The 26,989-nt window shown below is 70.7% G+C and carries 30 protein-coding genes, 1 tRNA gene and 1 pseudogene; 16 read left to right on the top strand and 16 right to left on the bottom strand.

The features are described 5' to 3' along the window. Positions 1 to 7 precede the first annotated feature (7 nt). Entirely contained in the window at positions 8 to 1,429 is a 1,422-nt protein-coding gene (locus tag ACFWWU_RS01070; protein ID WP_384137545.1) for a tetratricopeptide repeat protein, read from the top strand. A 77-nt stretch (positions 1,430 to 1,506) separates the two neighbouring features. Then, on the top strand, positions 1,507 to 2,514 hold the full coding sequence (locus ACFWWU_RS01065; protein ID WP_384137543.1) for a YdcF family protein: 1,008 nt from the start codon (positions 1,507 to 1,509) through the stop codon (positions 2,512 to 2,514). A 46-nt stretch (positions 2,515 to 2,560) separates the two neighbouring features. Here the strand turns inward: ACFWWU_RS01065 and ACFWWU_RS01060 are convergent, their stop codons facing one another. Then, positions 2,561 to 4,399: an alkyl/aryl-sulfatase gene (locus tag ACFWWU_RS01060; protein ID WP_384137541.1), complete on the bottom strand. Its 1,839-nt coding sequence runs from the start codon at positions 4,397 to 4,399 to the stop codon at positions 2,561 to 2,563. A 154-nt stretch (positions 4,400 to 4,553) separates the two neighbouring features. On the opposite strand from ACFWWU_RS01060, the gene ACFWWU_RS01055 reads away from it, so the two are divergent. Further along, positions 4,554 to 4,835: a hypothetical protein gene (locus ACFWWU_RS01055; RefSeq protein ID WP_384137540.1), complete on the top strand. Its 282-nt coding sequence runs from the start codon at positions 4,554 to 4,556 to the stop codon at positions 4,833 to 4,835. Between the two features lie 3 nt (positions 4,836 to 4,838). On the opposite strand, the gene ACFWWU_RS01050 is transcribed toward ACFWWU_RS01055, so the two are convergent. Further along, on the bottom strand, positions 4,839 to 6,041 hold the full coding sequence (locus ACFWWU_RS01050) for a serine/threonine-protein kinase (RefSeq protein WP_384137539.1): 1,203 nt from the start codon (positions 6,039 to 6,041) through the stop codon (positions 4,839 to 4,841). A gap of 167 nt (positions 6,042 to 6,208) precedes the next feature. Here ACFWWU_RS01050 and ACFWWU_RS01045 point away from each other — a divergent pair, with 167 nt between their 5' ends. From ACFWWU_RS01045 to ACFWWU_RS01030, 4 genes are all read left to right on the top strand, one after another. Then, positions 6,209 to 6,811: a gamma carbonic anhydrase family protein gene (locus ACFWWU_RS01045; protein ID WP_384137537.1), complete on the top strand. Its 603-nt coding sequence runs from the start codon at positions 6,209 to 6,211 to the stop codon at positions 6,809 to 6,811. 105 nt (positions 6,812 to 6,916) lie between these two features. Beyond that, complete coding sequence (locus ACFWWU_RS01040; protein WP_384137535.1) at positions 6,917 to 7,795, top strand: glycosyltransferase family 2 protein; 879 nt, start codon at positions 6,917 to 6,919, stop codon at positions 7,793 to 7,795. Positions 7,796 to 7,968: 173 nt separating this feature from the next. Next, a complete protein-coding gene (locus ACFWWU_RS01035; protein ID WP_384137533.1) occupies positions 7,969 to 8,430 on the top strand; it encodes a DUF6325 family protein in 462 nt (153 codons plus the stop codon). Between the two features lie 33 nt (positions 8,431 to 8,463). Continuing rightward, positions 8,464 to 8,751, top strand: coding sequence for an SHOCT domain-containing protein (locus ACFWWU_RS01030; RefSeq protein ID WP_384137532.1), 288 nt, complete (start codon positions 8,464 to 8,466; stop codon positions 8,749 to 8,751). A 140-nt stretch (positions 8,752 to 8,891) separates the two neighbouring features. Here the strand turns inward: ACFWWU_RS01030 and ACFWWU_RS01025 are convergent, their stop codons facing one another. The 6 genes from ACFWWU_RS01025 to ACFWWU_RS01000 all read right to left on the bottom strand — a co-directional run bounded on the left by ACFWWU_RS01025 (position 8,892) and on the right by ACFWWU_RS01000 (position 11,676). Continuing rightward, the gene (locus tag ACFWWU_RS01025; RefSeq protein WP_327159851.1) at positions 8,892 to 9,047 is read right to left on the bottom strand and encodes a DUF6131 family protein; all 156 of its coding nucleotides are present in this window, start codon (positions 9,045 to 9,047) and stop codon (positions 8,892 to 8,894) included. Between the two features lie 202 nt (positions 9,048 to 9,249). After that, on the bottom strand, positions 9,250 to 9,846 hold the full coding sequence (amaP, locus tag ACFWWU_RS01020; RefSeq protein ID WP_384137530.1) for an alkaline shock response membrane anchor protein AmaP: 597 nt from the start codon (positions 9,844 to 9,846) through the stop codon (positions 9,250 to 9,252). An 11-nt stretch (positions 9,847 to 9,857) separates the two neighbouring features. Continuing rightward, complete coding sequence (locus ACFWWU_RS01015) at positions 9,858 to 10,529, bottom strand: DUF6286 domain-containing protein (RefSeq protein WP_384137528.1); 672 nt, start codon at positions 10,527 to 10,529, stop codon at positions 9,858 to 9,860. Further along, entirely contained in the window at positions 10,526 to 10,969 is a 444-nt protein-coding gene (locus ACFWWU_RS01010; RefSeq protein ID WP_384137526.1) for an Asp23/Gls24 family envelope stress response protein, read from the bottom strand. Before ACFWWU_RS01010 ends, ACFWWU_RS01015 begins: the two co-directional genes overlap by 4 nt. Continuing rightward, entirely contained in the window at positions 10,966 to 11,193 is a 228-nt protein-coding gene (locus ACFWWU_RS01005; RefSeq protein ID WP_384137524.1) for a hypothetical protein, read from the bottom strand. The genes ACFWWU_RS01010 and ACFWWU_RS01005 overlap by 4 nt, the downstream gene beginning before the upstream one ends. Positions 11,194 to 11,229: 36 nt before the next feature. Continuing rightward, positions 11,230 to 11,676: an Asp23/Gls24 family envelope stress response protein gene (locus ACFWWU_RS01000; protein ID WP_384137522.1), complete on the bottom strand. Its 447-nt coding sequence runs from the start codon at positions 11,674 to 11,676 to the stop codon at positions 11,230 to 11,232. A 104-nt stretch (positions 11,677 to 11,780) separates the two neighbouring features. Between ACFWWU_RS01000 and ACFWWU_RS00995 the strand changes: the two genes are divergently transcribed. Then, positions 11,781 to 12,548, top strand: coding sequence for a hypothetical protein (locus tag ACFWWU_RS00995; protein ID WP_384137520.1), 768 nt, complete (start codon positions 11,781 to 11,783; stop codon positions 12,546 to 12,548). Between the two features lie 73 nt (positions 12,549 to 12,621). Here the strand turns inward: ACFWWU_RS00995 and ACFWWU_RS00990 are convergent, their stop codons facing one another. After that, positions 12,622 to 12,960, bottom strand: a complete 339-nt coding sequence (locus ACFWWU_RS00990; protein ID WP_384137518.1) for a MerR family transcriptional regulator — start codon at positions 12,958 to 12,960, stop codon at positions 12,622 to 12,624. A gap of 1,313 nt (positions 12,961 to 14,273) precedes the next feature. Then, complete coding sequence (locus ACFWWU_RS00985; protein WP_384137517.1) at positions 14,274 to 14,696, bottom strand: STAS domain-containing protein; 423 nt, start codon at positions 14,694 to 14,696, stop codon at positions 14,274 to 14,276. Between the two features lie 258 nt (positions 14,697 to 14,954). Here ACFWWU_RS00985 and ACFWWU_RS00980 point away from each other — a divergent pair. Further along, positions 14,955 to 15,122 (top strand): annotated as a pseudogene (locus tag ACFWWU_RS00980) (LacI family transcriptional regulator); the annotation flags it as partial. A gap of 118 nt (positions 15,123 to 15,240) precedes the next feature. Here the strand turns inward: ACFWWU_RS00980 and ACFWWU_RS00975 are convergent. The 3 genes from ACFWWU_RS00975 to ACFWWU_RS00965 form a co-directional block, all read right to left on the bottom strand. Beyond that, positions 15,241 to 15,314, bottom strand: a tRNA-Pro gene (locus ACFWWU_RS00975). Positions 15,315 to 15,352: 38 nt separating this feature from the next. Continuing rightward, on the bottom strand, positions 15,353 to 16,108 hold the full coding sequence (locus ACFWWU_RS00970) for a Pr6Pr family membrane protein (RefSeq protein WP_384137515.1): 756 nt from the start codon (positions 16,106 to 16,108) through the stop codon (positions 15,353 to 15,355). A gap of 17 nt (positions 16,109 to 16,125) precedes the next feature. Next, positions 16,126 to 17,064, bottom strand: coding sequence for a metallophosphoesterase (locus ACFWWU_RS00965; protein WP_384137513.1), 939 nt, complete (start codon positions 17,062 to 17,064; stop codon positions 16,126 to 16,128). Between the two features lie 74 nt (positions 17,065 to 17,138). Between ACFWWU_RS00965 and ACFWWU_RS00960 the strand changes: the two genes are divergently transcribed. Beyond that, positions 17,139 to 17,603: a GatB/YqeY domain-containing protein gene (locus tag ACFWWU_RS00960; protein ID WP_384137511.1), complete on the top strand. Its 465-nt coding sequence runs from the start codon at positions 17,139 to 17,141 to the stop codon at positions 17,601 to 17,603. Between the two features lie 76 nt (positions 17,604 to 17,679). Here ACFWWU_RS00960 and ACFWWU_RS00955 read toward each other — a convergent pair whose 3' ends face one another. Further along, positions 17,680 to 19,926 carry a transglycosylase domain-containing protein gene (locus ACFWWU_RS00955; protein ID WP_384137509.1) on the bottom strand — a complete coding sequence of 749 codons (2,247 nt, stop codon included), beginning with the start codon at positions 19,924 to 19,926 and terminating at the stop codon, positions 17,680 to 17,682. Between the two features lie 416 nt (positions 19,927 to 20,342). On the opposite strand from ACFWWU_RS00955, the gene ACFWWU_RS00950 reads away from it, so the two are divergent. Further along, the gene (locus ACFWWU_RS00950; RefSeq protein WP_015034550.1) at positions 20,343 to 20,687 is read left to right on the top strand and encodes a WhiB family transcriptional regulator; all 345 of its coding nucleotides are present in this window, start codon (positions 20,343 to 20,345) and stop codon (positions 20,685 to 20,687) included. Positions 20,688 to 20,722: 35 nt separating this feature from the next. Here the strand turns inward: ACFWWU_RS00950 and ACFWWU_RS00945 are convergent, their stop codons facing one another. Together ACFWWU_RS00945 and ACFWWU_RS00940 are read right to left on the bottom strand one after the other, a co-directional pair. After that, on the bottom strand, positions 20,723 to 22,066 hold the full coding sequence (locus tag ACFWWU_RS00945) for an ArsA family ATPase (RefSeq protein ID WP_384138382.1): 1,344 nt from the start codon (positions 22,064 to 22,066) through the stop codon (positions 20,723 to 20,725). Between the two features lie 266 nt (positions 22,067 to 22,332). After that, positions 22,333 to 23,295, bottom strand: a complete 963-nt coding sequence (locus tag ACFWWU_RS00940) for an ArsA family ATPase (RefSeq protein ID WP_384137507.1) — start codon at positions 23,293 to 23,295, stop codon at positions 22,333 to 22,335. 73 nt (positions 23,296 to 23,368) lie between these two features. On the opposite strand from ACFWWU_RS00940, the gene ACFWWU_RS00935 reads away from it, so the two are divergent. The 5 genes from ACFWWU_RS00935 (at position 23,369) to ACFWWU_RS00915 (ending at position 26,944) form a co-directional block, all read left to right on the top strand. Continuing rightward, the gene (locus tag ACFWWU_RS00935; RefSeq protein ID WP_015034547.1) at positions 23,369 to 23,527 is read left to right on the top strand and encodes a DUF4177 domain-containing protein; all 159 of its coding nucleotides are present in this window, start codon (positions 23,369 to 23,371) and stop codon (positions 23,525 to 23,527) included. After that, positions 23,524 to 23,994 carry a RidA family protein gene (locus ACFWWU_RS00930; RefSeq protein ID WP_329622620.1) on the top strand — a complete coding sequence of 157 codons (471 nt, stop codon included), beginning with the start codon at positions 23,524 to 23,526 and terminating at the stop codon, positions 23,992 to 23,994. Before ACFWWU_RS00935 ends, ACFWWU_RS00930 begins: the two co-directional genes overlap by 4 nt. Before the next feature lie 154 nt (positions 23,995 to 24,148). Next, entirely contained in the window at positions 24,149 to 25,027 is an 879-nt protein-coding gene (locus ACFWWU_RS00925) for an NUDIX hydrolase (RefSeq protein ID WP_384137505.1), read from the top strand. Then, on the top strand, positions 25,024 to 25,854 hold the full coding sequence (locus ACFWWU_RS00920) for an MBL fold metallo-hydrolase (RefSeq protein WP_384137504.1): 831 nt from the start codon (positions 25,024 to 25,026) through the stop codon (positions 25,852 to 25,854). The genes ACFWWU_RS00925 and ACFWWU_RS00920 overlap by 4 nt, the downstream gene beginning before the upstream one ends. A 205-nt stretch (positions 25,855 to 26,059) precedes the next feature. Then, on the top strand, positions 26,060 to 26,944 hold the full coding sequence (locus tag ACFWWU_RS00915; RefSeq protein ID WP_384137502.1) for a prohibitin family protein: 885 nt from the start codon (positions 26,060 to 26,062) through the stop codon (positions 26,942 to 26,944). Positions 26,945 to 26,989: the final 45 nt, after the last annotated feature.

Here is a 26,989-nt window from a genome sequence, read left to right as displayed (position 1 = left end):
CACACGCATGGCGGGGAGCACGAGGATCACCGCGTGCGCGGCGGCGGAGGAGTCGCCGGATGCGGAGCTGCTGTGGGGCGAACCGGTCAGCCCCGACCAACTGACCGCCGCCGAGCAGGGCTACGAGCGCTGTGGCGCCGCCGAACGCCTCCTGTGGGAACGGCTCTCCGTCTTCGAGGGCGCCTTCGGCCGCGAGGCCGTCCGCGAGGTCTGCGCCTCCGGCCTGCTGCCCGCGGCGGAGATCCAGGCGGTCCTCGACCGGCTCGCCCCCCTCGCGCTCCTCCCCGTCGACGACCTGTTCGACGGCGAGGACGGCGCGCCCCGCTACTGGATGCCGCACCCGATGCGGGCCGTCGGCGCCCGCCGCCTCACCGAACGAGGCGACCGCTGGGCCGTCGTCACGCCGCACCGGAGGTGGTGCGTGAAGCTGGCCCGGCAGGCCGCCGACTGGTGGCAGAGCGGTCGCCAGATCGACGCCAGGAACCTCGCCCTGCGGGAACTCCCGGACCTGGCCGCCGCGATGGACCCGACGACCGCCCCGCTCTCGCCGAGTGCCGAGGCCGACACGTCCATCGAGATCGCCGTCTCCCTGTGGTTCCTGTGGGTGGCCTGCGGGCGGGTCGCCGAGGGCCGGACCCGGCTGCGGCACGCCCTCTCCCTGCACTCCGGACCGCCGCCCGCCCGCGCGCTGTGGCTCGCCGCCTACCTGGAGCTGGAGTCGGGCCGCCCCGAGGACGCCGACCCGCTCCTCGTCCAGGCCTGGGCGGCGGCCGTACGGGACGGGGACGACCGGTGCCTCGGGATGCTGGCCCATCTGCGCGGCGCGACCGCCCTCTTCCAGGGGCGTACGCGCGCGGCGGCGACGGAGTTCCGGGAGGCCCTCACGCTCATGGAGGAGCACCCGGAGTTCGGGCCGAGCCGGGAGCTGTGCTGGGTCGCCCTCGCCCTCACCCTCAGCCGGACCGATCCGGAGGCCGCGCAGGAGGCCCTGGACCAGGCCGTCCTCGACACGGCGGCCCGGCGGGCCTGGACGGGCCGCGATCTGTGGGCCGACGCCTGGGCGCACCACGCCCGGGCCGAACTCCTCGCCTGGGACGGGGAGCGCGAGCGGGCCGCCGAGCACGCCCGGCGCGCGCTCCGCGCCCATCTGTCCCTCGGCACGGCGGTGGGGGCGGCCTGCGCGGCCGAACTCCTCGCCCAGATGAGGGTCATGGTCGGCCGGATGACCTCGGCCGCCCATCTCCTGGGCGCGGCGGACCTGTTGCGGTCCTCGGTCTTCGAGGAGTCGTACCGCCCGGCGGAGTACTGCGCGACCTCCCGCGACCGCAGTGAAACGCTTCTGCGGCGGCTGCTCGACGACCGGGAGCTGCGCCGCGCCTACGAAGAGGGCGCGCGGCTGGGCCTGTTCGCCCTGGCGGGCGAGGAGTAGACGAAGAGCAGGCGAGGTCCGTCCGTACCGGCTCCGTCGACAGTCGGATTGTCAGTCGCGCTGTCTACGATGGCGGAATGTTCGCCTTCGTCGTCGCCGCCGTCTTCCTGCTGCTCTTCGGGGCCGGTGTGCTGCGCGACCGGCGCCGCTTCGGCAATGCCGTGTACCTGGGCCTGGCCGTCACGTTCCTCGGGCTCGGTCTCCTCGCGGCGATCGACGCCGCCCCGCCCGGCGTCTCCGAGACCGTGATGATCCTGGTGCTGCTCGTGCTCGGCCTCGGCCCGGTCGTGCTCGCCGGCCTGCTCTGCGCGAACGGCGTGAAGATGGTCCGCAAGGAGGGCAGACGCCCGGCGAACCTGCTCTCGCTCCTCGCGGGCCTCGGCATGTTCGGGGTGATGGGCCTGATGGCGGCGGCGGTCGTCACGCACTCGTGGGCCCTGGGCCTGATCGCCGTCACCACCCTCCTCGTGCTCGGGTACGTCTCGTTCCTGTTCCTCTGCTTCGTCGGGTACGCGTTCCTGTACGGACGGATGCGGCTCCGCCGCGACGCCGACTACGTCGTGGTCCTCGGCTCCGGACTGATCGGCGGCCGCCGGGTGCCGCCGCTCCTCGCGAGCCGTCTGGACCGGGGTCGGCAGGTGTACGAGACGCTGGCCGCGCGCGGCGGGGACGCGCCCGTCCTGATCACCTCGGGCGGCCAGGGCCCCGACGAGGAAGTCCCCGAGTCCCACGCGATGGCCGACTACCTCGTCGAGCGCGGCTTTCCGGCGGGGGCGGTCGTGCGCGAGGACCGCTCGCGCACGACCGAGGAGAACATGCTCTTCAGCAAGGAACTGATGGAGCGGGACAGACCCGGCTCCTCCTGCGTGATCGTCACCAACAACTTCCACGCCTTCCGGGCCGCGCTGATGGCCCGGCGGGCGGGGGTGGACGGCCAGGTCGTCGGCTCGCCCACCGCCGCCTACTTCTGGCCGTCGGCGATCATGCGCGAGTTCGTCGCGGTCTTCCTCCAGTACAAGGTGGTGAACCTCGGGATCTGCGCGGCGCTGATCCTGCTCGGCGTCGTGGCGTGGTTCGCCCGCTGACCCACACCACTGACGTGGCTCGTGTGGCTCACAGGGCCCATGCGGCTCACGGGGTGACGATCGGGAACTGCGGGTCGGGCGTCGTCACGTACGAGAAGAGCCGCCCGAGCAGTGCCGGGTCGCCCTCCACGCCGATTCCGAGCTCCTGGACGCTCTGGCCCGCCAGCAGGCCGAGGAGCTGGGCCTTGGCCAGGGTGAGCGTGAGCCCGGCGGGGGTCAGGGGGTCGGAGATCTCCCGGTGGGTGAGAGCGCCGTTGTGCAGGGTGAGCCGGCGGCGGGTGCCCGCGCCCGTGGGGCCGTCCGTCAGGACCAGGTCGACGGTCAGCTCCTCGTGCCAGGCGCGCGGCCCGTCGATCCGTACGGCGATCGAGTCGATGAGCATGGGGACGGTGAGGGCCATCGCCATCTCGGGGTTGCTCGTGTCGAGATCCGTCTTGACGATGCCCTCGCGGAGCTCCAGCGCCGAGGTGAGGTAGAAGTTGCGCCAGGTGCCGTTCTCGGAGCCGTACCCCAGCCGGTCGTAGACCGAGGCCAGGGCCTCCCTCGCCTCGACGTTCCCGGGTTCGGCGAAGACCAGGTGGTTGAGCAGGGTCGCCGCGAACCGCAGGTCGTCCGCGTCGACGTACTCGCGGGCCTTGACGAGCATCTCGGCGGGGCCGCCGGCCAGCGCCACGTACCGCTTCGCGGTCTCGACCGGCGGGTGCTCCCAGAGGTGGGCGACGTTGCCGTCGAACCAGCCCAGGTAGCGCTGGTAGATCGCCTTGGTGTTGTGGCTCAGCGAGCCGTAGTAGCCGCGCGCGTGCCAGGACGTGGCGAGGGCGGGCGGCAGCTCGATCCGCTCGGCGATCTCCGGGCCGGTGAGGCCCTCGTTGAGCAGCCGCAGCGTCTGGTCGTGCATGTACGCGTAGAGGTCCCGCTGCTCGGTCAGGAACCGCACCACGTTGTCGTGGCCCCAGGTCGGCCAGTGGTGGGAGGCGAAGCCGACGTCGTACATCCCGTGGAAGTACTCGATCGCCTCGTCGAGGTACGCGGACCAGATGCGGGAGTCGCGGACGACCGCCCCGCGCAGGGTCAGGATGTTGTGCATGTTGTGCGTGGCGTTCTCGGCCAGGCACAGGGCACGGAGGTCGGGGAAGAGGAAGTTCATCTCGGCCGGGGCCTCGGTGCCCGGCGTCAGCTGGAAGACGATCCGTACGCCGTCGACCGTCACCTCCTGGCCGGTGTCCGTGATGTCCACGGTCGGCGGGATGAGGCTGATGGTGCCGAGCGAGGTGGTCTGGCCGAGGCCGGCGCTGATCTGGGCGTCCGGGGCCTTGGGGAGGTTCGCCCCGTACATGTAGGCCGCGCGGCGGGTCATCGCGTTGCCCGCGTACACGTTCTCGCTGACCGCGTGCTCCAGGAAACCGACCGGGGCGATGATCGGCACCCCGCCCTCGGTGCCGTGCGGCAGGATGCCGCGCGCGCCGCCGAAGTGGTCGCCGTGCGAGTGGGTGTAGATCATGCCGGTGACGGGCCGCTCCCCGCGGTGCTCCTTGTAGAGCGCGAGCGCGGCGGCGGCGGTCTCCGTGGAGATGAGCGGGTCGATGACGATGATCCCTCGGTCGCCCTCGACGATCGTCATGCTCGACAGGTCCAGGCCCCGCACCTGGTAAATGCCCTCGGTGACCTCGTACAGACCCTGCCGGGAGCAGAGCTGGGCCTGACGCCACAGGCTCGGATGCGCGGTGTCGGGGCAGTCCGCCTTCAGGAAGTCGTACGCGTCGCCGTCCCAGACGGTCCTGCCGTCCGAGGCCGTGACCGTGCCGGGTACCAGGGCGCCGATGAAGCCCCGGTCCGCGTTCTCGAAGTCGGTGGTGTCCTCGAAGGAGGGCAGGGTGTCGCTCATGTACGGGGTGCTCCGTTCCGCGAGGGCGGTGATCGGCTTTCCGATCCATCTGAACACCGGCGCACTACGACCGCACTTCGGAGAAGATCCGCACGACCCGCGGGAGCGGCGGGAGCGGCGCCCCGTACCTACTCTGGAGGTACGGAGGTGACCCATGAGGCGACGCCACCACTTCCACATCGACTACCTCGGGCACTCGGTCTCCGCGACCGTCCAGACCGGGCACACTGCCGTCGTCGAGGTGCTCGTCGACGGCAAGGAGACGGGGCACGCCACGGCGAAGGACGACCGGCCGGTGACCGTCCCGATCGAGCTGCCGACCGACCCGCCGACGGCCGTGTCCGTACGGGCGACCCTGGGGCCCGGCGTACCGCGCTGCCTGCTGCTCGCGACGGCGGACGGGGAGCCGCACGTGATGGCGCCGAGGCTGTACTGACGCTCAGGAGAGCCAGGCCATGCCGATGATCAGGAAGACGACGAAGGCGATGGCACCGGCGACGGCGGCGGTCTTGCGGGGGCGGCGCCGGGACAGCTCGGCGAGGCCGCCGGTGCTGGTGCCGACGCCCGCCGCGGGGCGCTCCCGCCGCCGCGAGGAGGTCGCGGCGGGGGGCACGTGATGACGGGGGGTGGGCTGGTGCGCGGGCGCGTGCAGCTGAGGGGCGTGCGGTGCAGTCACGTGCTGCTGAGGGTGAGGGTGATGCGGCTGAGGCGGCTGATTCGACTGCTGAGGCTGATGCGACGTATGCGGCTGCTGAGGCTGAGGCAGCTGATACGACTGCTGAGGGTGATGCGACGAATGCGGTTGTTGTGACTGATGGGACTGCTGGGACTGGTGCGGCTGATGGGTGGCCGGCTGGGCATAGCCGCGCCAGGCGCCGGAGGAGAACCAGTCCGCGATCGCCTGCGCCGAGGGCCGCTGCTCGGGCTGCTTGGCGAGGAGGCTCAGCAGGTACGTCTCGAAGGCGGGCGGCAGCGCCACTCCCAGCCGGCCGGGCGGCATCGGCGCGGTGTCGATGTGCTGGTACAGCAGGGCCGTGGCGGTGTCCGCGCGGAACGGCGGCCGTCCGGTGAGGAGTTGGTAGAGCACGCAGCCCAGCGAGTACACGTCGGAGGCGGACGACGCGGACTGTCCGAGGGCCCGCTCGGGCGCCAGGTAGAGCCCGGTGCCGACGATCTGGCCCGTCGTGGTGAGCGCCCCGGAAGGGTCGTCGACGAACCGTGCGATGCCGAAGTCGGCCAGCTTCACGGTGCCCTCGGCGTCGACCAGCAGGTTCCCCGGCTTGATGTCGCGGTGCACGACCCCCTGCCGGTGGGCGGCCGCGAGCCCGGCGGCGGCGTGGGCGGCGACCACGGCGACCCGCTCGGCCGGCAGGACCAGCGGATCGGACGGGCTGCCCGCGAGGCTGTCGCCCTCGACCAACTCCATGACGAGGTACAGCTTTCCGTCCCACGTACCGAAGTCGAAGACGCCCACGACGTGCGGGTGGCTCAGCCGGGCGGCGGTCTGCGCCTCCAGCCGGAAGCGGTCGCTCGCGGACGGGTCGGAGCCGTGGCCCAGCATCAGCTTCACGGCCACGGACCGGCCGAGGACCTCGTCGGTGGCCTGCCACACCTCGCCCATGCCGCCCCGGCCGATACACACATGAAGCCGATATCGGTCCGCGACCAGCACCTGGAGACCACCCTTTCGACGATCGATCAACTTGACGGAAGGGAACCAGCGTAGAGCCGCGCGGAGGCACCCTTCGCCGCGCGTCCCCTCCGGACCGCCTCCCACCCCTCTCCCTCCCCGCGCGAGATGATGAAGGGATGCTGATCGAACACGACGGCCACGCGCCGACCGTCCACCCGACCGCGTATGTCGCGCCGACGGCGACCCTCTCCGGCGACGTGCGCGTCGGCCCGGGCTGCCGGATCCTCTTCGGAGCCGTACTGACCGCCGAGGGCGGCCCGGTGGAGCTCGGCGAGGGCTGCATCGTCATGGAGAACGCGGTCCTGCGCGGCACCCGCCGCGACCCCCTGACCCTGGGCCGGCACGTACTGATCGGACCGACCTCCTCCCTCGCGGGCTGCACGGTGGAGGACGAGGTCTTCCTCGCCACGGGCAGCCGGGTGTTCAACGGAGCACGGATCGGCACGCGTTCGGAGGTCCGTATCAACGGGATCGTGCACCTGCGGACGGTGCTCCCCGCCGACTCGACCGTCCCGATCGGCTGGGTCGCGGTCGGCGACCCGGCACGGATCCTCCCGCCGAACGACCACGGCGAGATCTGGGAGACGCAGAAGGACCTGGACTTCCCCGGCTACGTCTTCGGCCTGGACCGTCCGGCGGAGGGGGAGAGCCTCATGCCGGCCGTCTCCGAACGCTACGGCCGCGCACTGGGCCACCACCGCAACGACCGCCTGCTCTGACGACTGCTCCGCCCGGTGTATGGCGCCCATGACGCGGGTGAACGGAAGGTGTCCTTCGACCGTTAGCATCACGGCGTTGTCTCTGAGCGTGGGACGGAGTGGGTCGTGACACGACCGCGTATGGGTGTGGCGGTACTGACGATGGGCACGCGCCCCGACGAGCTGCGGGCCCTGCTCGACGCCGTGGCACGGCAGGACGAACCGGCCGCCCGGATCGTCGTGGTCGGCAACGGCACCGGCTCGCTCCCGGAGCTCCCCGAGGGCGTCACCGGAGTCGAACTCCCCGAGAACAGGGGAGTGTCGGGCGGCCGGAACGTCGCCATCGACACGCTGCGCGCGTGCGGCGACGTCGACGTGGTGGTGGACCTCGACGACGACGGCCTGCTCGTCGACACGGACGTCCTGCGCCGCCTCGCCGACCTGTACGAGGCCGACCCGGCCCTCGGGATCGTCTCGTTCCGCATCGCCGACGAGACCGGCGAGACGCAGCGCCGCCACGTCCCGCGCCTCGGGGCGAAGGACCCGCTGCTCGGCGGCGAGGTGACGACGTTCCTCGGCGGCGGCCACGGACTGTCGATGCCGATGCTCGACCGGATCGGCGACTGGCCGGAGGACTTCTTCTTCACCCACGAGGAGACCGACCTCGCGTGGCGGGCCCTCGACGCGGACTGGAAGGTCCTGTACGCGCCGGAGCTCCTGCTCCAGCACCCCAAGACCAGCCCCGCCCGGCACGCCGTCTACCACCGGATGACCGCCCGTAACCGCGTCTGGCTGGCCAAGCGCAACCTGCCCCTCCCGCTGGTCCCCGTCTACCTCGGCGTCTGGACCCTCCTGACCCTGGCCCGCACCCGCTCCCTCCCGGGCCTCGCGGCCTGGTTCGCCGGCTTCGCGGAAGGCATCCGCCGCCCCTGCGGCCCCCGCCGCCCCATGCGCTGGTCCACGGTAGTCCGCATGACCCGCCTGGGCCGCCCCCCGATCATCTAGCGCCGCCACCGGCGACGTACCCCGGGCTCCGTTCCGCGAACATGCGAAGCGTTCCGGCCAATGCTGGAATGGACGGAGGGCTCTGTCCGACCACGCCTTGCGCGGGCCACAGCAGCGGGATGAGGCCGGATTCGGCCGGCTCCTCCGAGCGGCGTGTGTGGAAGGGAGTGGTCATGAGCGACCTCATCGAAGACATGGGACCGGTCGACTTCCTGGTCGTCGAGTTCCCGGGCAACCGCATGACGGGGGAAGGCTTCCCCCTGCTTCTCGACCTGGTGGACCGTGGCGTCATCCGCATCCTCGACCTCCTGTTCGTACGGAAGGACGACGACGGGAGTGTCGTCGGTCTCGAGCTGGCGGATCTGGACGGTGACGGCGGGCTCGACCTGTCCGTGTTCGAGGGCGTGTCGTCCGGACTCCTGGGCCAGGACGACATCGAAGAGGCCGGGATGGCGCTCGAACCGGGCAACGCGGCCGGAATCCTGGTCTACGAGAACCTCTGGGCCGCTCCCCTCGCGCGAGCCCTGCGGCGCGGCGGTGCGCAGCTCGTGGCGGGCGGACGGATCCCCGTGCAAGCCCTCCTGGCCTCGCTCGACGCCGCGGACGCGACAGAGGGCGACAGGCCCGCTGCCTGACGGATTCAGCCGACGGAAGCGAGGAGGAGCGACATGCCAGGACTGCTTCGAGGGGTGGCACGCACCGCCGTGGTGGCCGGGACGGCGACCGCGGTCTCCAACCGGGTCTCACGGCGCCAGGCGGGCCGCTGGGCCGGTCAGGAAGCGGCGGCAGCCGAAGAGCGTGCCCCGGCGCCTCCCCCGGCACCGGCGCCCGCCGCACCGGCCGACGACATGAGCAGCAAGATCGCTCAGCTCAAGGAACTCGGACAGCTGAAGGAACAAGGCGTACTGACCGAGGAGGAATTCGCGGCCCAGAAGAGCCGGATCCTCGCCTCATGACCGCCGCGCCTCCGCGGAGCTGACCGGAAAACCGCTCAGGGGCCCGATTCGATTTCTCGAATCGGGCCCCTGAACCGGTCTTACGGCTGTCGGGGTGGCGGGATGTGAACCCACGACCTACCGCGACGCCGCCGAGCCGACTACCAGTAATGCCGGCGTCCGCCGACCGCGTGACCGACCGCGCCGAGGATCCACAGGATGACCCCGATCACGACCAGGACGATCCCGATCGTCCACAAGATGGAAATGCTGGCCACGAACCCGATGACAAGCAGGATGATCCCGAGAATGATCATGGTGACCTCCGGCCTCGCAGGTACCTCGATTCCAGAGTAGGCGCATCCCGCTGAGGTGGCCTGTCAGGCTGTCACTCTCCTGCCCTTCCAGTGGGCAGGAACAGAAGCCGCCTGATCGGCAAGCCGATCAGGCGCGAGGTGACGGCCGCGGCGACCGCGAGCCGGCGGGTGAGGTTCCGTCCCTGGACGCGGCGGAGGATTCTCAGTCGACCCGATGGGCGCGGTGGCGGACTTCCCGGAGGCTGACCTCCGCCGGGAGACGGTCCAGGCCTGCCGAGTCCCGTGCATGTGTGAGCGTGTCCCGGTTGAGCCGGTCCAGGATCCGTTCCGGCGCCGCGTGAGGCTCCAGCCACAGCCGCACTCGCGCGACCGGGGCGGTACGTCGGCCCCTCAGGCGCACCCGTGCCCGCGCGACTCCGTCCAAGGATTGCGCGTCTTCCTCGATCACGTCCTCCAGGGCGCGGCCGTCGAGGCGGGCCGTCGTACCGTCCTGGCTGTCGACAAGGACCTGGTGCAGCCGGTCTTTGCGCAGCAGTGTCCAGAGCCACCACAGCAGCAGCGCCAGCAACGCGGCGAGCACCGTGATGACGGTCGGCCACCACCAGTCCTCTGCCCGCCACCGAAGGCGTCCCTCGTTGCCCAGGACGACATCGGCCGGGTGGCGAAAGGGCCACCAGCCCGGCACGTCGAAACCCCATCGGCGCTGCAGATCCAGCCCGCCCAGTAGCACGCCGCCGCCCAGAGCGAACAGCCCGAGGCCGAGCAGCCCCAACAGCACCCGGTTCACTGTCTTGATCATCGGGATCAGCGTCAGCCTTTCTTCGGGCGTCGGACGTGGACGGCCAGCGTGGGCGGCCGGTCGAGACCCAGGCTCGCCACGGCTTCGCCCAGCGCGGCATCGAGGTCGGCGCGGACCTCGTCGAGATCGCGGAAATGCACCTGCGCCCGGGCTTTGATCTTCCGACGACCGACATCGACCCGAGCCGACGCGACACCGGACACCCGTACGGCCCGGTCACGCAGGATCAGGGCGATCGCCCGACGGTCGAGACCGGCCCTGACCTCGCCTGTTCCTCCAGCGCTGGTGGGCTGCCGCATGGGAAGCAGGCTGCGCAGTCCCGGTGTCACCGCCAGCACGACGAGACACAGGCCGAGGGCCATCGCCACCGCCGCCCCGACGATCATCCAGACGTCGTCCAGCGGCCGTGTGGCCAGTTCACCCGCGAGCCGGCGTCGCCAGCCCATCCCGGGCCCGCCTGCCCGCACGGAGACCACGTCGTACAGGAGCAGCCCGACGGCTGCGAGGGACAGCAGAGCCACGATGACCGCAGGGACCCGCCGCGCGGACCAGAAACGACGCGGCGATGCACGGGCTGTCGATATCGCGCCGGTGTCCGGGTGCCCTGCGGAGGAATCCGTCTTCGCCGGCTCCGAGGGAAGGTCGCTGTCACCGGGCAGTCGCCGCCCCGTGTGCGCGCTCATCTCACCCTCTCCCGTCCTGTCCGCCGCGAGTGGGCCGAGTGCAGCCTCTCGACGGCCACCACGAGGTCGGACACCTCCACGCCGGCCCATGCCGTGACGCGTTCGGTGACCTCTCGGCGCACCGCCGCGCACTGCGCCCCGATGTCCGACGGATAGCCCAGTTCCACGGCGATGCGCATCCGCACCTGCCCGAGCACCGGTCGGCTCTCGGCAGGACCGCCTGCCCTCTCCGAACCGTTCCTCTCGGGCGCCCCCCGCACCTCCGCCGTCACGTGCGGTGTGCGGTGGCCAGGGGGCACATGACGGGTCGGCTCGCTGAAACGACTCAGCGCCTCGCGCGCCACCTGGGCGGCGATCTTCGCAACGACCCGGTCGGCGACCGAGGTCGCACCCCGCTCCCGGCGGGGCACGGCCGGGCGCCTACCGGCTTCCCTGTTCACTGCCGCCAGTCTCTCCGGGCCCGGCGCTGGTCGTCACGAATACGTTGCTGATCGTCCCGGCGGCGGACGAAGTCGCCGGGTTCGAGATCGCCTTCCATCAAACGCCCGACTAGGAGTCCGACGACACCCAGCCCCAGCACCAGCAAGAAGGCCCAGAAGTCACCGAAGTACGCGGCGAAACCCAGCGCCATTCCGGCGGCCAAACCCACCACGGATCTGCTCATGACACGCTCCTTCACCAGGTAGCCGAATCCGTCCGGCTACCGGAGCCGCTGCCGCTCCGTCCCGTCGTCGTCCTCCTCCTCGTCCTCCTCGTCGGGCAGCTTCACATCACCGACCATGATGTTGACTTCCACGACTTCCCGACCCGCCATCCGCTCCACCGCGGAGATCACGTTCTCCCGCACTGCCCCGGCCACGTCCGTGATCGAGACGCCGTAGTCGACGACGAGCTCCAGATCGATGGCCGTCTGCACCTCTCCGACCTCGACACTGACCCCGCGGGTGACGGACTTGCCACTACCGGCGCCAGGCATCCGCTCCCGCATGGATCCCATCGAGCGCGCGAACCCGCTGCCCAGGGCATGGACGCCGCGCACGTCCCGTGCCGCCATCCCGGCGATCTTCTCCACCACCACATCGGCGATGGACGTCCGGCCACGAGAACCGGGCGCGCCGCCATACTTTGCGCCGGTGTGCTCAGTCATCAGGCACTCCTCCCTCGAGAAGTCAGCCGTGCACCTTTATTCGAATTATATTCGCTATAGGCCGTTTTATACGGCTCTCATGAGTCGAGGGAGAGGGCGGAGAGGTGAAGACCGAGGCGTTGATGCAGTCAGTACGTGGTCGGCTCGGCCTGGGGCGACTGCTGCCTCTCGGAGGGCCGGACGACGGCACGTGGATCACCGAACAGGCGGCCGTCCGGGCTCTCTGGCGCAAGGCCGCCGGGGTTCCCGGCGTTCGACCGGAGAGCATGCGCATCGGGCCGGTCCCGCACGAACCCGTGCTCGAATCGGCCGTTCGCCCGCCTGCCGGCGCGCTCCCGCCCGGCCCGCTCAGGATCGAGGCGGCCTTCACCGGGTCCGTGACACTGCCCGTACCTCAAGCCGCCGAACAGTTGAGGACGACTCTGCTCAAGGCGGCCGACGAAGAACTCGGCCTGAGCGCTGTGACGGTCGATCTGCGCGTCACGGATCTCCACGAGGGCACGGAGGCAGGCGGAGGATCGCAGACCGCCGAGGACGTCATGGCGCCCCCGGCCCGAAAGGCGACCACGCGAAGCTCGGCCCCCGTGACCGAAACAGAACCCCTGAAGGGGCCGATCGGAGAGCTGGCCGACGTCGTGTCGGCCGTGCCGGGCGTTGCCCGCCTCACCGCCCCACTGGGCGGCCACCCCGTCAGGGTGACGCACCAGGACGATCCGCCCGCCCGACACATTCAGGTCCAGCTCGCGGTCGTACCCGGCTGCCATCCCCTGGAAGTCGCCCGGGCCGTCCGGAACGCCGTGACCGTAGCGGCCACGAGTGACGTCCGGGTCCCGACGACCGCTGCCATCCTCATCACCGAAACCACGGCGTAGCGGCGTCGACAGTGGAGGTCGGCTCCTCCAGGTGGGAGCGGGCCCGCCGAGGTACGGCGGGGCGCGCACCGTCTCAGGCCGCGGCCGGCGGGTCCGTCGATTCGGCGGCGCGGCGGTATTCGGCGTTGATGCGCTGGGCTTCTTCGAGTTGGTCTTCGAGGATGATGATGCGGCAGGCGGCCTCGATGGGGGTGCCCTGGTCGACGAGTTCCCGGGCGCGGGCGGCGATGCGCAGCTGGTAGCGGGAGTAGCGGCGGTGGCCGCCCTCGGAGCGCAGGGGTGTGATGAGGCGGGCTTCTCCGATGGCGCGGAGGAAGCTCTGCGTGGTACCGAGCATTTCGGCGGCCCGGCCCATGGTGTAGGCGGGGTAGTCGTCGTCGTCGAGACGGCCGTACGAGTCGTCTGCTGTCACTGGCACCTCTCTGGTGAACGCGTGGAGGGGCCCTGGTGCCGTACGGCACCAGGGCCCCGAAGGAACTTCTACACCACGTGCCGACCCTGATACCGCGCCGGCCTTCTGTGTCCGCCTACCCGACCCAGTCGCTGTCGGGAGTGCGGGGATCGCGGTTGCTTGACCGGAGACCACCTCACTATCGATGTCCTGCGGTACCCGGACTCGAGACTTCTGTCCGGGCGATCCCTATGGTGCTTCGTTCCTCCGTTCTTCCCTCGGTGATCAACTTCCTACCTTCGGGGTACTGCCTACTGCTGGTACTGCGAACTGCCGGTACTGCGTACTACTGGTACTGCGCACTGCTGAGCGACCTGTGACAGCGTCACTCTTCGGCAGCCAGCCCCGTTGCCCGTCCTGCGTCTGCTCTGGCTTAGAACCCCACTGCCGAACTTCCCGGTGCGCGCGTCCGCAGCCGACGCCTTCACCAGGGGTACCGCTCACTGACTGCACTGCGGGGTACTGCGAACTGCACTCGCGGGTACCGCATCTGTCATGACCGCGGTCCCGCTCACGGCGGCCCCTGATCACTGCGGGCCACCCGGTCCGGCCGTCAGTCCCGTCGCCGTCCTGCAACAACCCTGGCTTCGAAACTCCACCGCCGCACCGCCCTGCGTACTGCAACTACCTGTACTGCTGGTACCGCTTGCCGGCAGTTCGTCTCTGCCAGGCCCTGCTGTCTTTCTGGGCTACGAGAGAAACCATAACCACGCCACTGTCCAATGTCTACCCCGGCCGACATAGATTTTTGCGTGTCCGGCAGTGAGGTAATCGACCTCGAACAGTGACGCCCTTGGGGGCACAGCGCGGTCGCGCCGGGTCAACCGCCGCTTGTCGGGGCAGATGCCGGCCTGCGCCACGGGGGCGGCACCGGAGGCTGCGCCCTCCTCCCTCGGCACCAAGGCGCCGGCCCCGACCGGGTGTACCGGCCCGGCCGTCCCCGGAGCGCTCTCGCCATCACCGTTGTCGACGCGGCCGAACTCGCTTGTCGTTGTGGCCAGGAGCTGTGCTCGCCGCCCGGTGCATAGAGCAGCGTCAGTACGGCGCAGCGGGTGGGCGGTGAAGGTGTGGGGGGCCTGACACCGGCCCCCCACACCTTCACCCTGCCTACGCCGCGGCCCCCGGAAGCGGGAGCGCCAGGCGGCAGTGGATCAACGTCCTGCGAGGTGCCGGCCGGGGAGGGCATGCCGGACGGCTGTGGGGCGGCTCGCTGGGCTCCCACTGGACAAGGAGAACCGCCGCGAGTATCGGAACGCACGTCAGGAGCATGAACGTCATGACGTGGCCGCTGCCGTCGGCGAGCCGGCCTGGGCCGTCCGCTGACCCGCGGCGGCGGCCGCGTCCAGGAGGCGCTGAACGGCCCGGGAGCGGTTCGCGAGTCTGAGGCGGCGCCCGTGCCTGGGCCACCAGTCGAGGACAGCGAGGAAGCCGGAGTCGCAGAAGGCGACCCGGGCGGTGTCCAACACGACGTCGGTGCAGCCGCCGTCGGCGGCCGAAGCCAGCAGTGCCCGTAGCGGGGCGGCGCTGTAGCGGTCGATCTCCCCGGCGAGGTCGATGACCAGGGCGCTGCCGAGGGTGGTGCAGGACTCGACGACTATGACGCCGGGCGCGGCGTCCGCGCCCGAGTCGTGCACGGAAGTGGGGGCAGGGGCGGCGTGGGGAGCGGGCAGTATCGGGGCGGTGCTTGAGGTACTCACATCCCCATCAACGCCTCCCACCTGGGGACGGGAAACGAGCCACGCGGCGCTTTCACCCCATGTGGCCAGCATCGATCCCCGTTAAGAGGGAAAGATTCCACCCGGTTGAGGCAGACAGGCGCCTGCGGTGCGGCGACCAGGAACGTGTTCTCCACGGCGATGTCCGGTCCGACGGCCCGGCGTACGGCGTTGATGAGAGCTGGGGAGCGGGCGGTGGCCCGAGTAGCCCCTACGAACGCGCTACCGGCATGCGGATGCCAACAGGCCATCGCGGACCTCGGCTTCGTACGCGGCGGCACGGTCTCCGAACACGCGGCCCACTGGCGCCGAAACGGCTTTGCTACCTCGCTGTTCACCCCGGCGGTCTCCGGCTGGTACCCGAAGAGGGCACCCCAGGAGGCACGGCCCGTGCCAGTCCATGCTGAGCAGAGGGTCTCCGTCACTCGGGAGAGGGCTCCCCAATGGCTCTCAAACTGACCCCGGAAACCACTCAGGGGCCCGACCCGCTTTCGCGGATCAGGCCCCTGACCTGGTGTTTCAGCTGTCGGGGTGGCGGGATTTGAACCCACGACCTCTTCGTCCCGAACGAAGCGCGCTGCCAAGCTGCGCTACACCCCGATGTCGCTGCTCTGTTCTTCACGTCGCGGCGACATCGCTTACTTTAGCCCACGCGCGCGCTCAGGCGAAATCCGGTTTTCGGAGAGCCGCACCGCAGGTCGGACGCGGTCGAGGCCGACGATCGCGAGGCCCAGGACGTAGAAGACCGCGCCCAGCACCACCGCGTTGGTGAGGACGCCGGCGTAGCCGTGGACGGTGACGTCGAGGAACGGATACGTGTAGCGGGTGGGGGCGTCCGGGGAGATCAGTTCGCCGCGGATCAGGGCGAAGGCGAAGTAGACGGCCGGGGCCGCGAGCCACTGGGCGGCGTGGCGCGGGCGGAGGGCGCCGGGGAGGGTGAGGAGGAGGAAGTCGAGCACCGCGCCGATCGGGGTGACGGTGTGGAGCAGCTGGTTGGCGACGGCCTTCGCGCCCGTGAGGCGGGCGATCTCGGCGGCCTGGTTGAACTCGCTCGCCTCGTTGTCGAGGACCAGGTGGAAGACGAGGCCGACCACCGAGATGCAGAGCAGGACGCCGCCGGTCCAGAGGGCGGGGAGCGGCGGGCGGCGGTTCCAGGCGCGGAGGGCGCCCCAGCCGAAGACCACGGCGACCAGGATGTTCGACCAGATCGTGAAGAAGCTCAGGACGACGAGTACGTTTCCGTGGACGCACTCGATGACGAGTCCCGTCGCCGCGCACAGGGCGATCAGGCCCCGGAACGCCGCCACGAAGGGGCGGCGCTGGGCGGGGGGCATGACGGCGGAGGCCGGTATGGCCGACGAGCCGGCGGAGCGTGCGGAGCGGGGCGTGAGCATTCCCCCACCGTAGGTGGTTACGCGCGCGCCGTGAGAGTGAGCAGGGTGACCTCGGGCGGGCAGGCGAAGCGGACCGGGGTGAAGCGGTTGGTGCCGCAGCCCGCCGAGACGTGCAGGTAGGAGGTGCGGTCGGCGACCGTGTGGGTGGAGAGCCCCTTCACGCGGTCCGTGTCCAGGTCGCAGTTGGTGACGAGCGCCCCGTAGAAGGGGATGCACAGCTGGCCGCCGTGGGTGTGCCCGGCGAGGATCAGCTCGTACCCGTCCGCCGTGAACGCGTCGAGCGAGCGCAGGTACGGGGCGTGGACGACGCCCACGGTGAAGTCGGCCGAGGCGTCGGGGCCGCCGGCCACCCGCTCGTACCGGTCGCGCTTGATGTGCGGGTCGTCGAGGCCGGTGAAGGCCAGTTCGGCCGCGGGCAGCTTGAGCGTGCCGCGGGTGTTGGTGAGGTTCACCCAGCCCGCCGCGTCGAACGCGTCCCGCATGCCCTCCCACGGGTTGTGGACGGCGCCGACCACGGGCTTGTTGCCGTTGAGGCCGTGGCGGCCCTGGGCCTTCTCCATCAGGTAGCGGGCGGGGTTGCGCAGTTTCGGGCCGTAGTAGTCGTTGGAGCCGAAGACGTACACGCCCGGGAACTCCATCAGCGGGCCGAGCGCGTCCAGGACCTCGGGCACGGCGTCGGGGTCGGAGAGGTTGTCGCCGGTGTTGACGACGAAGTCCGGGCGGAGCCCCGCGAGCGACTGGAGCCAGGCGCGCTTCTTGCGCTGGCCGCTGACCATGTGGATGTCGGAGACCTGAAGGACCCGCAGGTCGCGCATGCCGCGCGGGAGTACGGGCACGGTCACGCGGCGGAGCCGGAACGAGCGGGCCTCGAAGCCGGCCGCGTAGACGATTCCGGCCGCGGCCGTAGCCGTGAGACCTGCCGTGACCTTCAGGGGGATCCCGTACCGTGCGCGCATCGCACCATCGTCGCAGACCCGGCGGGCGGAAATGTGCGGGCGGGTGGGGTGGGGCACCTGCCACACTTGACCCCATGACCACGCTCAAGGAGAAGCTCAAGGCCGACCTCAACGTCGCGATCAGGGAGCGCGACGAACTGCGCTCCTCGACCCTGCGGCTGACCATCACCGCGATCACCAAGGAGGAGGTCGCGGGCAAGACCAAGCGCGAACTCTCCGACGACGAGGTGCAGAAGGTGATCGCCAAGGAGGCGAAGAAGCGCCGCGAGGCCGCGGAGGCCTTCGCCCAGGGCGGCCGTGCCGAGTCCGCCGAACGGGAGCGCGCGGAGGGCGTCCTCCTCGACGCGTACCTGCCGAAGCAGCTCAGCGACGAGGAGCTCGACGGGATCGTCGCGGCGGCCGTCGAGGAGGCGAAGGCGGCGGGCGCCGAGGGGCCGCGTGCCATGGGCGCCGTCATGAAGATCGTGAACCCGAAGGTGGCCGGCCAGGCCGACGGCGGCCGTGTCGCCGCCTCCGTGAAGAAGCTGCTCGCGGGCTGATCCGCCGCCGCGGAGCACGTACGAGGAAGGGCGCCCCACCGAAAGTGGGGCGCCCTTCCTCGTGTCTACGGCTGGGTCAGCGGTTTCCGCCGCGGCGGTTGCCGTTGCCGTTGCCGTCACCGAACATGTCCGGCGGGATCGTGATCCCCGGGAACGGGTTCGTCGGCGGCTTCGTGTCGCCCGGCTTGCTGTCGCCCGGCTTCTTCGGCTTGTTCGGGGCTTCGTCGCCCTCCTTCTCCTTGTCCTTGGGCTTCTCGGCCCGCGGTACGGAGATGGGGTTGAAGCGCGGCTTCTCGTCGTCCAGGGCGCCCGTCATCGCGATCCGCCAGATGGGGCCGGGGAGGCAGCCACCGCAGACCTTGTCGTAGTAGACGCCGCCGATGGTGAGGTCGAACATCTCGTCGCGCTTGCCGACGTCGTCGCCGACCCAGACGGCGGTGGACAGGTTCGGCGTGTAGCCCACGAACCAGGCGTCCTTGCGGCCCTCGGTGGTACCGGTCTTGCCCGCGTTGTCCCGGTCGCTCAGACCGGCCCGCGTACCGGTGCCGTCCTCGACCACGCCCTTCAGCATCTGGTTGATGGTGTCGGCGGTGCGGTCGGACATCGCGCGCGTGCACTTGGTCTGCGGCACGTTCAGCTTGCCGCCGTCGGCGCCCCTGATGGACTCGATGGCGACCGGAAGGCAGTAGATGCCGCGGTTGGCGAAGGTGGCGTAGACGGAGGCCATGTCGAGCGGGGTGCTCTCCAGGCTGCCGAGCGTGGCCGACGGGCTCTGCATGATGGGCTTGCCCAGCTCGCGCTCGTAGCCGACCTTCTTCGCCATCGTCAGCGTCTCGCACAGGCCGGCCATCTGCTCCAGCTTGGCGAAGTAGGTGTTGATGGACTTGCCGAGGGCGCTCGTCATGTCGTACGCCCCCTTCTCCGACTTGAGCTCGTTCTGGACGGGCCAGTCGGCGTAGCCCGCCGGCTTGCCGTCGCAGCGCGTGAAGTCGCGCTCCTTCATGGTGATCTTCCACGGCGTGTCGAAGCTCTGCGCCGGGCTCAGACCCTTCTCCAGCGCGGCGGCGGCCGTGATCGGCTTGAAGGTCGAGCCGACCGGGAAGCCGAACGTGGTGCCGCCCATCTTGCTGCCGACGGCGAGATTGAGCGTCGTCTGGTGCTGCTTCTGGTCCAGGCCGTACGGGCGGGACTGGCCCATCGACAGGATCTTGCCGGTACCGGGCTGGACCTGGACGACGGCGGTCGCGACCCCGTCGTCCTTGTTGACCTTGGCCACCGCGGCCTCGTTGGCCGCTGCCTGAGCCTTCGGGGAGAGCGTGGTCCTGACGGTGAGACCGCCGAGGTTCCACAGCTTCTGCCGCTCCTCGGCCGTCTTCCCGAAGACCGGGTCGCTCAGGATCGTCTTGCGGACGTAGTCGCAGAAGAAGCCGGCGCCGTCGACGGCGGTGATGCAGCCGTTCTTCGGCGTCTTGACCTTCAGCTTCAGCGGAGCGGCCTTCGCCTTGTCCGCCTCCGCCTGGCTGATGTCCTTCACGTCGGCCATCCGCTGGAGGACCACGTTGCGGCGCTTGGTGGCTTCCTGGATGTCGTTGATCGGGTCGTAGCGGCTCGGCGACTGGACGAGACCGGCCATCATCGCCGCCTCGCCCAGGGACAGATCGGCCGCAGCCTTGGAGAAGTACCGCTGGGAGGCGGCCTCGATGCCGTACGCCTGCTGCCCGAAGAACGTGATGTTGAGGTAGTTCTCCAGGATCTTGTTCTTGCCCAGCTCCTCCTCGACCTGGATCGCGAACTTCAGCTCGCGGACCTTGCGGCCGATGGTCTGCTGGGTGGCCTGCGCGACCTTCTCGGGGTCGTCGCCCGCCTCCTCGACGAAGACGTTCTTCACGTACTGCTGGGTCAGCGTGGACGCGCCCTGCGCGACCCCGCCCGACTGCGCGTTGCGGTTGATCGCGCGCAGCACGCCCTTGAGGTCGATCGCCCCGTGCTCGTAGAAGCGGCCGTCCTCGATCGCGACGATCGCCTTCTGCATGTACGGGGAGATCTTGTCCAGCGGGACGACCTTCCGGTCCCGCGAGTACACCGTGGCGAGGAGTCCGCCCTCGGCGTCGAGAATGGTGGTGCGCTGACTCAGCGGCGGGGTCTTCAGGTTGGAGGGGATCTCGTCGAATCCCTCGACCGTGCCCTTCGCGGCCAAGCCGAGTGCTCCGGCCGCGGGCAGGGCGATGCCCGCCAGCACGGCTCCGGAGAGCACACTGACACCGAGGAACTTGGCGGCCTGCTGGGTCCCGGTCAGACCACCGCCCGAGCGCTTCTTTGCCATGGGGGCAGCCTACGTTCTCATTCGCCGGACACGCGTATATGCCTTGGCCTAAGCTGCTCACAACTGTCACAGCAGTGCGGTCTCGCATCAAGACCCGTGCGTGACATCGGCATGAATTCCCGTGACCCGAAACACGGGAAGCTCGTGTCCGTTTCCGGATCATGCGTCACCCGGTGCCCGAAGTGGCGCCGGTGAGGAAGGGCGTATCCATGGGGATATGTCCGCTATCACACGCATGTCCTTCGGTCACTCCCCTGGGTGATCTGACGCGTACGCATAGTCCGTTCGGGCCATTCAAGATTGGGCCCGAAGGGGGTGTTGCGCTGTGCCCACCTTCCGTAACGTCCCAACTGGCAGCGGTGAATATGCCGCTGCCGCCGTGGGGGAGCCTCGATTCGGGAGAGGACGGCGCCGGTATGGGCTGGGTAGCTGACTGGAGTGCGCAGGCGGCCTGCCGCACTACCGATCCGGATGAACTTTTCGTTCAGGGAGCGGCACAGAACAGGGCAAAGGCGGTGTGCACCGGATGTCCGGTGCGGACCGAGTGCCTCGCCGACGCTCTCGACAACCGCGTGGAGTTCGGTGTGTGGGGGGGCATGACGGAGCGCGAGCGCCGTGCCCTGTTGCGTCGACGACCGACCGTCACCTCGTGGCGCCGGCTCCTGGAGACCGCGCGGACGGAGTACGAGCGTGGCGCGGGCCTGCTGCCCGTGGCGATCGAGGACGACGCGACATACGAGGCGTACGCCGCGGTCGGCTAGTCCCCGACCGGCAGGTACGGGGACGGTGGCTCAGCTCAGGCCGAGGGCATCCGCCCGGTCGAGAGCCGGTCACCGATGGCCCGCAGCCCGGCGAGGTCGTGCACATCGCCGGGCAGGGCGGCCACTTCGGCCACCGCCACCTCCGGGTGGAGCGCGGTGAAGCGGTCTCGCGTGCGCTGCTCACGCGCGAGCACCCGCATGCGCTCGGCATGCAGGCGCAGAAGTCCCGCGGTGAGATGTCGTACGTCTACGTCGTCGTGCACGTCTACGGCGTCATGGACGTCTGAGTCTGTGTCTACGTCGTCTGTGTCTACGTCTGGGTGCTGTGCGGCCGGTTCGGCTGTGGGGGCAGCCTCGGGTACGGAAGATACGGCGGCGGCGGTGGCGAGGTCAGACAGCTCGGGCGACGTGGCCGGGGAGCCACTCCGTCCAGTCTTCCCGTCCCCCCGATCCGTCATGCGCCCCTCGTCAAGATTTTCCGCGGCGGCCCGCGCCCGCTCGGCCGAGAGGCCGGCCGCGCCGCTGCCGTGGACACGGTTGAGGACGAGACCCGCCAGCGGCATCTCCTCGGCCGCCAGCCGCTCCACGAAGTACGCGGCCTCGCGCAGCGCGTCCCGCTCCGGCGTGGCGACGACGAGGAAGGCCGTGCCCGGGGCCTGGAGCAGTCGGTACGTGGCGTCGGCGCGGGTCCGGAAGCCGCCGAACATCGTGTCCATCGCCGCGACGAACGTCTGCACGTCCTTGAGGAACTGACCCCCGAGCAGCTTTCCGAGCGTCCCCGTCATCATCGACATGCCGACGTTGAGGAACTTCATGCCGGCCCGGCCGCCCACCTTCGCCGGGGCCATGAGCAGCTTGATGAACTTCCCGTCGAGGAAGGACCCGAGCCGCTTCGGCGCGTCCAGGAAGTCCAGGGCGGAACGGGACGGCGGAGTGTCGACCACGATGAGGTCCCACTCGTCGCGCGCCCGGAGCTGGCCCAGCTTCTCCATCGCCATGTACTCCTGCGTACCGGCGAAACCGGCCGACAGGGACTGGTAGAAGGGGTTCTCCAGGATCGCCCGGGCCCGCTCGGGGTCCGCGTGCGCCTCGACGATCTCGTCGAAGGTCCGCTTCATGTCGAGCATCATGGCGTGCAGTTCGCCGCCGTCGGACCCCTTGATCCCGTCCACCTTGCGGGGCGTGTTGTCGAGGGAGTCGATGCCCATGGACTGGGCGAGGCGGCGCGCCGGGTCGATGGTGAGCACGACCACGCGTCGGCCGCGCTCCGCCGCCCGTACGCCGAGGGCCGCCGCCGTGGTCGTCTTGCCGACCCCGCCCGCGCCGCAGCAGACGATGATGCGGGTGCCCCGGTCGTCGATGAGCGGATCGAGCTCCAGGACGGGGACCGCGTCGAGCCCGGCCGTGTCGAGCCCGTCCGCCCCGGTCCCGTCCGCCCCGGTCCCGTCCGCCCCGAGCCCAGCCGTGTCGAGCGCGTCCGCCCCGGTCCCGTCCGCCCCGAGCCCAGCCGTGTCGAGCCCGTCCGCCCCGGTTCCGGCCGCCCCGAGCCCGGCCGCCCCGGTCCCGTCCGCGTCGAGCCCTGCCGTGTCCGTGTTCGGCCCGGCCGTGTCGCGGGCGGGTGTTTTCGGACCGGTCGCCTTCTCCGTCACGCGCCCACCCCTTGCTTCCGCAGTTCCTTCGCCAGCCGGTAGAGCCCTGCGATGTCCCCGCCGTCCCCGAGGAAGGGGAGCTCGTACGAGGGCACGTCGATGCCGTCCAGGACCGCGCGCTGTTCCCGCTCCAGCTCCACCCGCCGGGCGTGCTCGGCCGCCTGGTCGAGGAGCGGTTCGACGAGCCGCGTGCCGCCCGCGACGCCGGCGGAGGCCAGGCTCCGCGCGATCGCGTCCCGGTGGTCGCCGGAGGCGGCCCGTACCGCCGCCTCGTCGAGGACGTGCGGGCGGACCATGTTCACCACGACCCGCCCCACCGGCAGTTCGGCATCGCGGAGCTCCGCGATGCCGTCCGCCGTCTCCTGGACCGGCATCTCCTCCAGGAGCGTCACCAGATGCACCGCCGTCTCGGGCGACTTGAGGACCCGCATGACGGCCTGCGCCTGGTTGTATATCGGGCCGATCCTGGCCAGGCCCGCCACCTCGTCGTTGACGTTGAGGAAGCGGGTGATGCGGCCGGTGGGCGGCGCGTCCATGACCACGTGGTCGTAGGTGTGGCCGCCGTGCTTCTCGCGCCGCCTGACCGCCTCGCACGCCTTGCCGGTCAGCAGGACGTCCCGTACCCCCGGGGCTATCGTCGTCGCGAAGTCGATCGCGCCGAGCTTCTTCAGGGCCCGCCCCGCGCTGCCCAGTTTGTAGAACATCTGGAGGTAGTCGAGGAGCGCGCGCTCGGCGTCGATCGCCAGCGCGTACACCTCGCCGCCGCCCGGCGCGACGGCGATCTTGCGCTCCTCGTACGGAAGCGCTTCCGTCTCGAAGAGCTGCGCGATGCCCTGTCTGCCTTCGACCTCGACGAGGAGGGTGCGTTTGCCCTCCGTCGCGAGGGCGAGCGCGAGGGCGGCGGCGACCGTCGTCTTACCGGTACCGCCCTTTCCGCTGACGACCTGGAGCCTGCTCACGCTGTCGAGCCTAACCACTGGCGGCGGCGCCCAATCAGGAGGCCGCCCCACTGCAGCGGATACAGTCGCCTCCATGACCAAGTGGGAGTACGTCACCGTGCCGCTTCTGGTGCACGCGACGAAGCAGATTCTGGACACCTGGGGCGAGGACGGCTGGGAGCTCGTCCAGGTCGTGCCCGGGCCGAACAACCCCGAGCAGCTCGTGGCCTACCTGAAGCGGGCCAAATCGTGAGCGGGGCCGTGGAGGCGAAGCTCGCCGAGCTCGGCCTGACACTGCCGGAGGTCGTGCCCCCGTTGGCCGCGTACCAGCCGGCCGTGCAGTCGGGCGTGTACGTCTACACCTCGGGCCAGCTCCCGATGGTCGGGGGCAAGCTCTCGGTGACCGGCAAGGTCGGCGACGAGGTCACCGCCGAGGAGGCCAAGCAGCTCGCGGCCACCTGCGCGCTGAACGCCCTCGCGGCCGTGAAGTCGGTCGCCGGTGACCTGGACCGGATCAAGCGGGTCGTGAAGGTCGTGGGCTTCGTCGCCTCCGCCTCCGACTTCACCGGGCAGCCGGCCGTCATCAACGGCGCCAGCGAGCTGCTCGGCGCGGTCCTCGGCGACAAGGGCGTGCACGCGCGCAGCGCCGTCGGCGTGGCCGTCCTGCCGCTCGACGCGCCGGTCGAGGTCGAGGTCCAGGTGGAGCTCGTCGAGGCCTGACCTCCCGTCGCTCCGTACGGTTCGTGAAGAGCCGGTTCCTTCGTGCGAGGGAACCGGCTCTCGTGCGTTCCCGCCGCTCCCCACCGGCCGGGGAGCGGCCCTTCCGGCCCTCGTGCATTTCGGTGCTTGCGCATAGCATCCGCCCATGCCGCCCATGTCGAATGCTCAGCCGAACGGTCAGTGGTACCCGCCGGAATGGCCCGACCGCATCCGCGCCCTCGCCGCGGGCGAGCTCACCCCGGTGAGTCCCCGGCGCGCCGCCACCGTGCTCCTCCTGCGGGACGGAGCCGGGGGGCCCGATGTGCACATGCTGCGCCGTCGCGCCTCGATGGCCTTCGCGGGCGGCGCGTACGCCTACCCCGGCGGCGGGGTCGACCCGCGCGACGAGCATCCGGTGCGCTGGGCGGGGCCCTCGCTCGCCGAGTGGGCGGGGCGCCTCGGCCTCGACGACCCCGCGCAGGCCCAGGCCGTGGTCTGCGCCGCCGTACGCGAGACGTACGAGGAGGCGGGCGTCCTGCTCGCCGGGGAGACCGCGGACCGCGTGGTCGGCGACACCACCGGCGAGGACTGGGAGCGGGACCGGGAGGCGCTCGTCGCCCGGGAGCTGTCCTTCGCCGACTTCCTCGACCGGCGCGGGCTCGTCCTGCGCTCGGACCTGCTCGGCGCGTGGGCCCGCTGGATCACCCCGGAGTTCGAGCAGCGGCGGTACGACACGTGGTTCTTCGTGGCCGCGCTGCCGGCCGGGCAGCGCACCCGGAACGCCTCCACGGAGGCGGACCGCACGGTCTGGATCCGCCCGGCGGAGGCAGCCGCCGGCTATGACAGCGGCGAGCTGACGATGATGCCGCCGACGATCTCGACCCTGCGCACCCTGGAGCCGTACGGCACGGCCGCCGAGGCGCTGGGGGCGGCCCGGGTCCAGGACATGACCCCCGTGCTCGCACAGGCGCGCCTGGAGGGCGACGAGCTGGTCCTGAGCTGGCCGGGGCACGAGGAGTTCACCAAGATCATCCCGGCCGGGGGTACGCGATGAGCGACGCCGCCGCCCTGCCCGGGCAGCCGCGCGGGCTCGTCGTCTCCGGGCCCGCGACCGCCCGCGCCGTGAACGTCCTCGCGCCGAACCCGTCCGCGATGACCCTGGACGGCACGAACACCTGGCTCCTCTCCGAGCCCGGCTCCGACCTCGCCGTCGTCGTCGATCCGGGGCCGCTCGACGAGGGCCATCTGCGCCATGTCGTCGAGACCGCCGAGAAGCTCGGCAAGCGGGTCGCGCTCACCCTGCTCACCCACGGCCACCCGGACCACGCGGAGGGCGCGGGCCGCTTCGCCGAGCTGACCGGGGCCGCCGTACGGGCTCTCGACCCGGCGCTGCGGCTCGGCGACGAGGGGCTCGGCGAGGGGGACGTGGTGACGGTCGGCGGCCTGGAGCTGCGGGTCGTCCCGACGCCCGGTCACACCTCGGACTCGCTCTCCTTCCATCTGCCCGCCGACCGGGCGGTTCTGACGGGGGACACGATCCTGGGGCGCGGCACGACGATGGTCGCGCATCCGGACGGGCGGCTCGGCGACTACCTGGACTCGCTGCGGCGGCTGCGTTCGCTCACCGTCGACGACGGCGTGCACACGGTCCTGCCGGGACACGGTCCGGTCCTGGAGGACGCGCAGGGCGCCGTGGAGTTCTATCTGGCCCACCGGGCGAACCGGCTCGCCCAGGTCGAGACGGCGGTCGAGAGCGGCCACCGGACGGCGGCCGAGGTCGTCGCGCACGTGTACGCGGACGTGGACCGCTCGCTGTGGCCGGCGGCGGAGCTGTCCGTGCGGGCGCAGTTGGAGTACCTGCGGGCGCGCGGCCTGGTGTAGGCGCTCCGTCTGTAGGCGCCCGTCTGCCGTCGCTCGCCCGCCGTCGCTCGCCCGCAGTCGCTCGCCCGCAGGCGATCGCCTGGAGGCGCTCGTCTGCGGGCGCTCGTCACGATCCTGTCCCGAGGCGGACCCCGACCCTTCGGTGCTCTTGACCCGTGCTTTACGCTCCGCTTACTTCTGGCCGTAGCTTTCGGGGGGAACGCCCGTGTTCGTCATCGCCATTCTGCTGCTCATCGCCGCAGTGGTGCTCTTCTTCGTCGCCCGCTCGCAGGACTCGAAGGGGCTGAAGCTCGGCGCCGTCGGCGCGGTCGTCGCCGGCCTCTTCTCGCTCGTCGTCAGCATGACGTACGTGATCAGCGCGTACGAAGTCGGTGTGCCGGTCGCCTTCGGCAAGGTGGGCTCGCCCATGACCTCGGGCATGCACGTGAAGTCGCCGTTCACCGACGTCACGACCTTCTCCACCCGCCCCGTCGACCTCAACCTCTCCGACAAGGACGTGGTCGAGGTCCGCTCCTCGCAGGGCGGCGTGATGTACGCCGAGGTGACGGTGAAGTGGGCGGTCGTCCCGTCCAAGTCCGTCGAGCTGTACAAGCTCGCGGGCAGCGAGGACGCCATCCAGCAGCGGCTCGTCTACCCGGACAGCCGGGAGATCGTCCGTAACGTCTTCGCCCGCTACACCAGCGAGCAGGGGTACGCCTCCGACCGCGAGAAGATCAATGCCGAGATCGGCTCCCTGATCAAGGAGCGCCTTGTCCCGCGAGGCATCGACGTGACCACGGTCAACCTGCGCAACGTGAAGCCCTCGGACTCGCTCCAGGGCCAGATCGACCGCAAGATCCAGCAGCAGCAGGCGACCGAGCGCGCCCTGGAGGCCGCCCGTACCGCGCAGGCGGAGTCCGACCGGCGCCGGATCGAGGCGGAGGGCATCGCCCGAGCCAACAAGATCCTCAACGACTCGCTGACGGACCGGGTCCTCATGAACCAGTGCATCGACGCCTTCAAGGAGGCGGCGGCGAAGAACCCGATCTACACCGTGCCCTGCGCGAACGGCGGCTCCGCCCCGGTGATCGTGGACGGCTCGAAGCGCTGACCCACCACCGCGTACGCGAAAGGCCGCCCCGGTCGTCGGACCGGG

Source organism: Streptomyces sp. NPDC058650, assembly GCF_042717315.1.
In the GTDB taxonomy this organism is placed as follows: Bacteria; Actinomycetota; Actinomycetes; order Streptomycetales; family Streptomycetaceae; genus Streptomyces.
The sequence above is the reverse complement of the archived record's forward strand: the minus strand, read 5'-3'. Positions and strand labels throughout refer to the sequence as shown.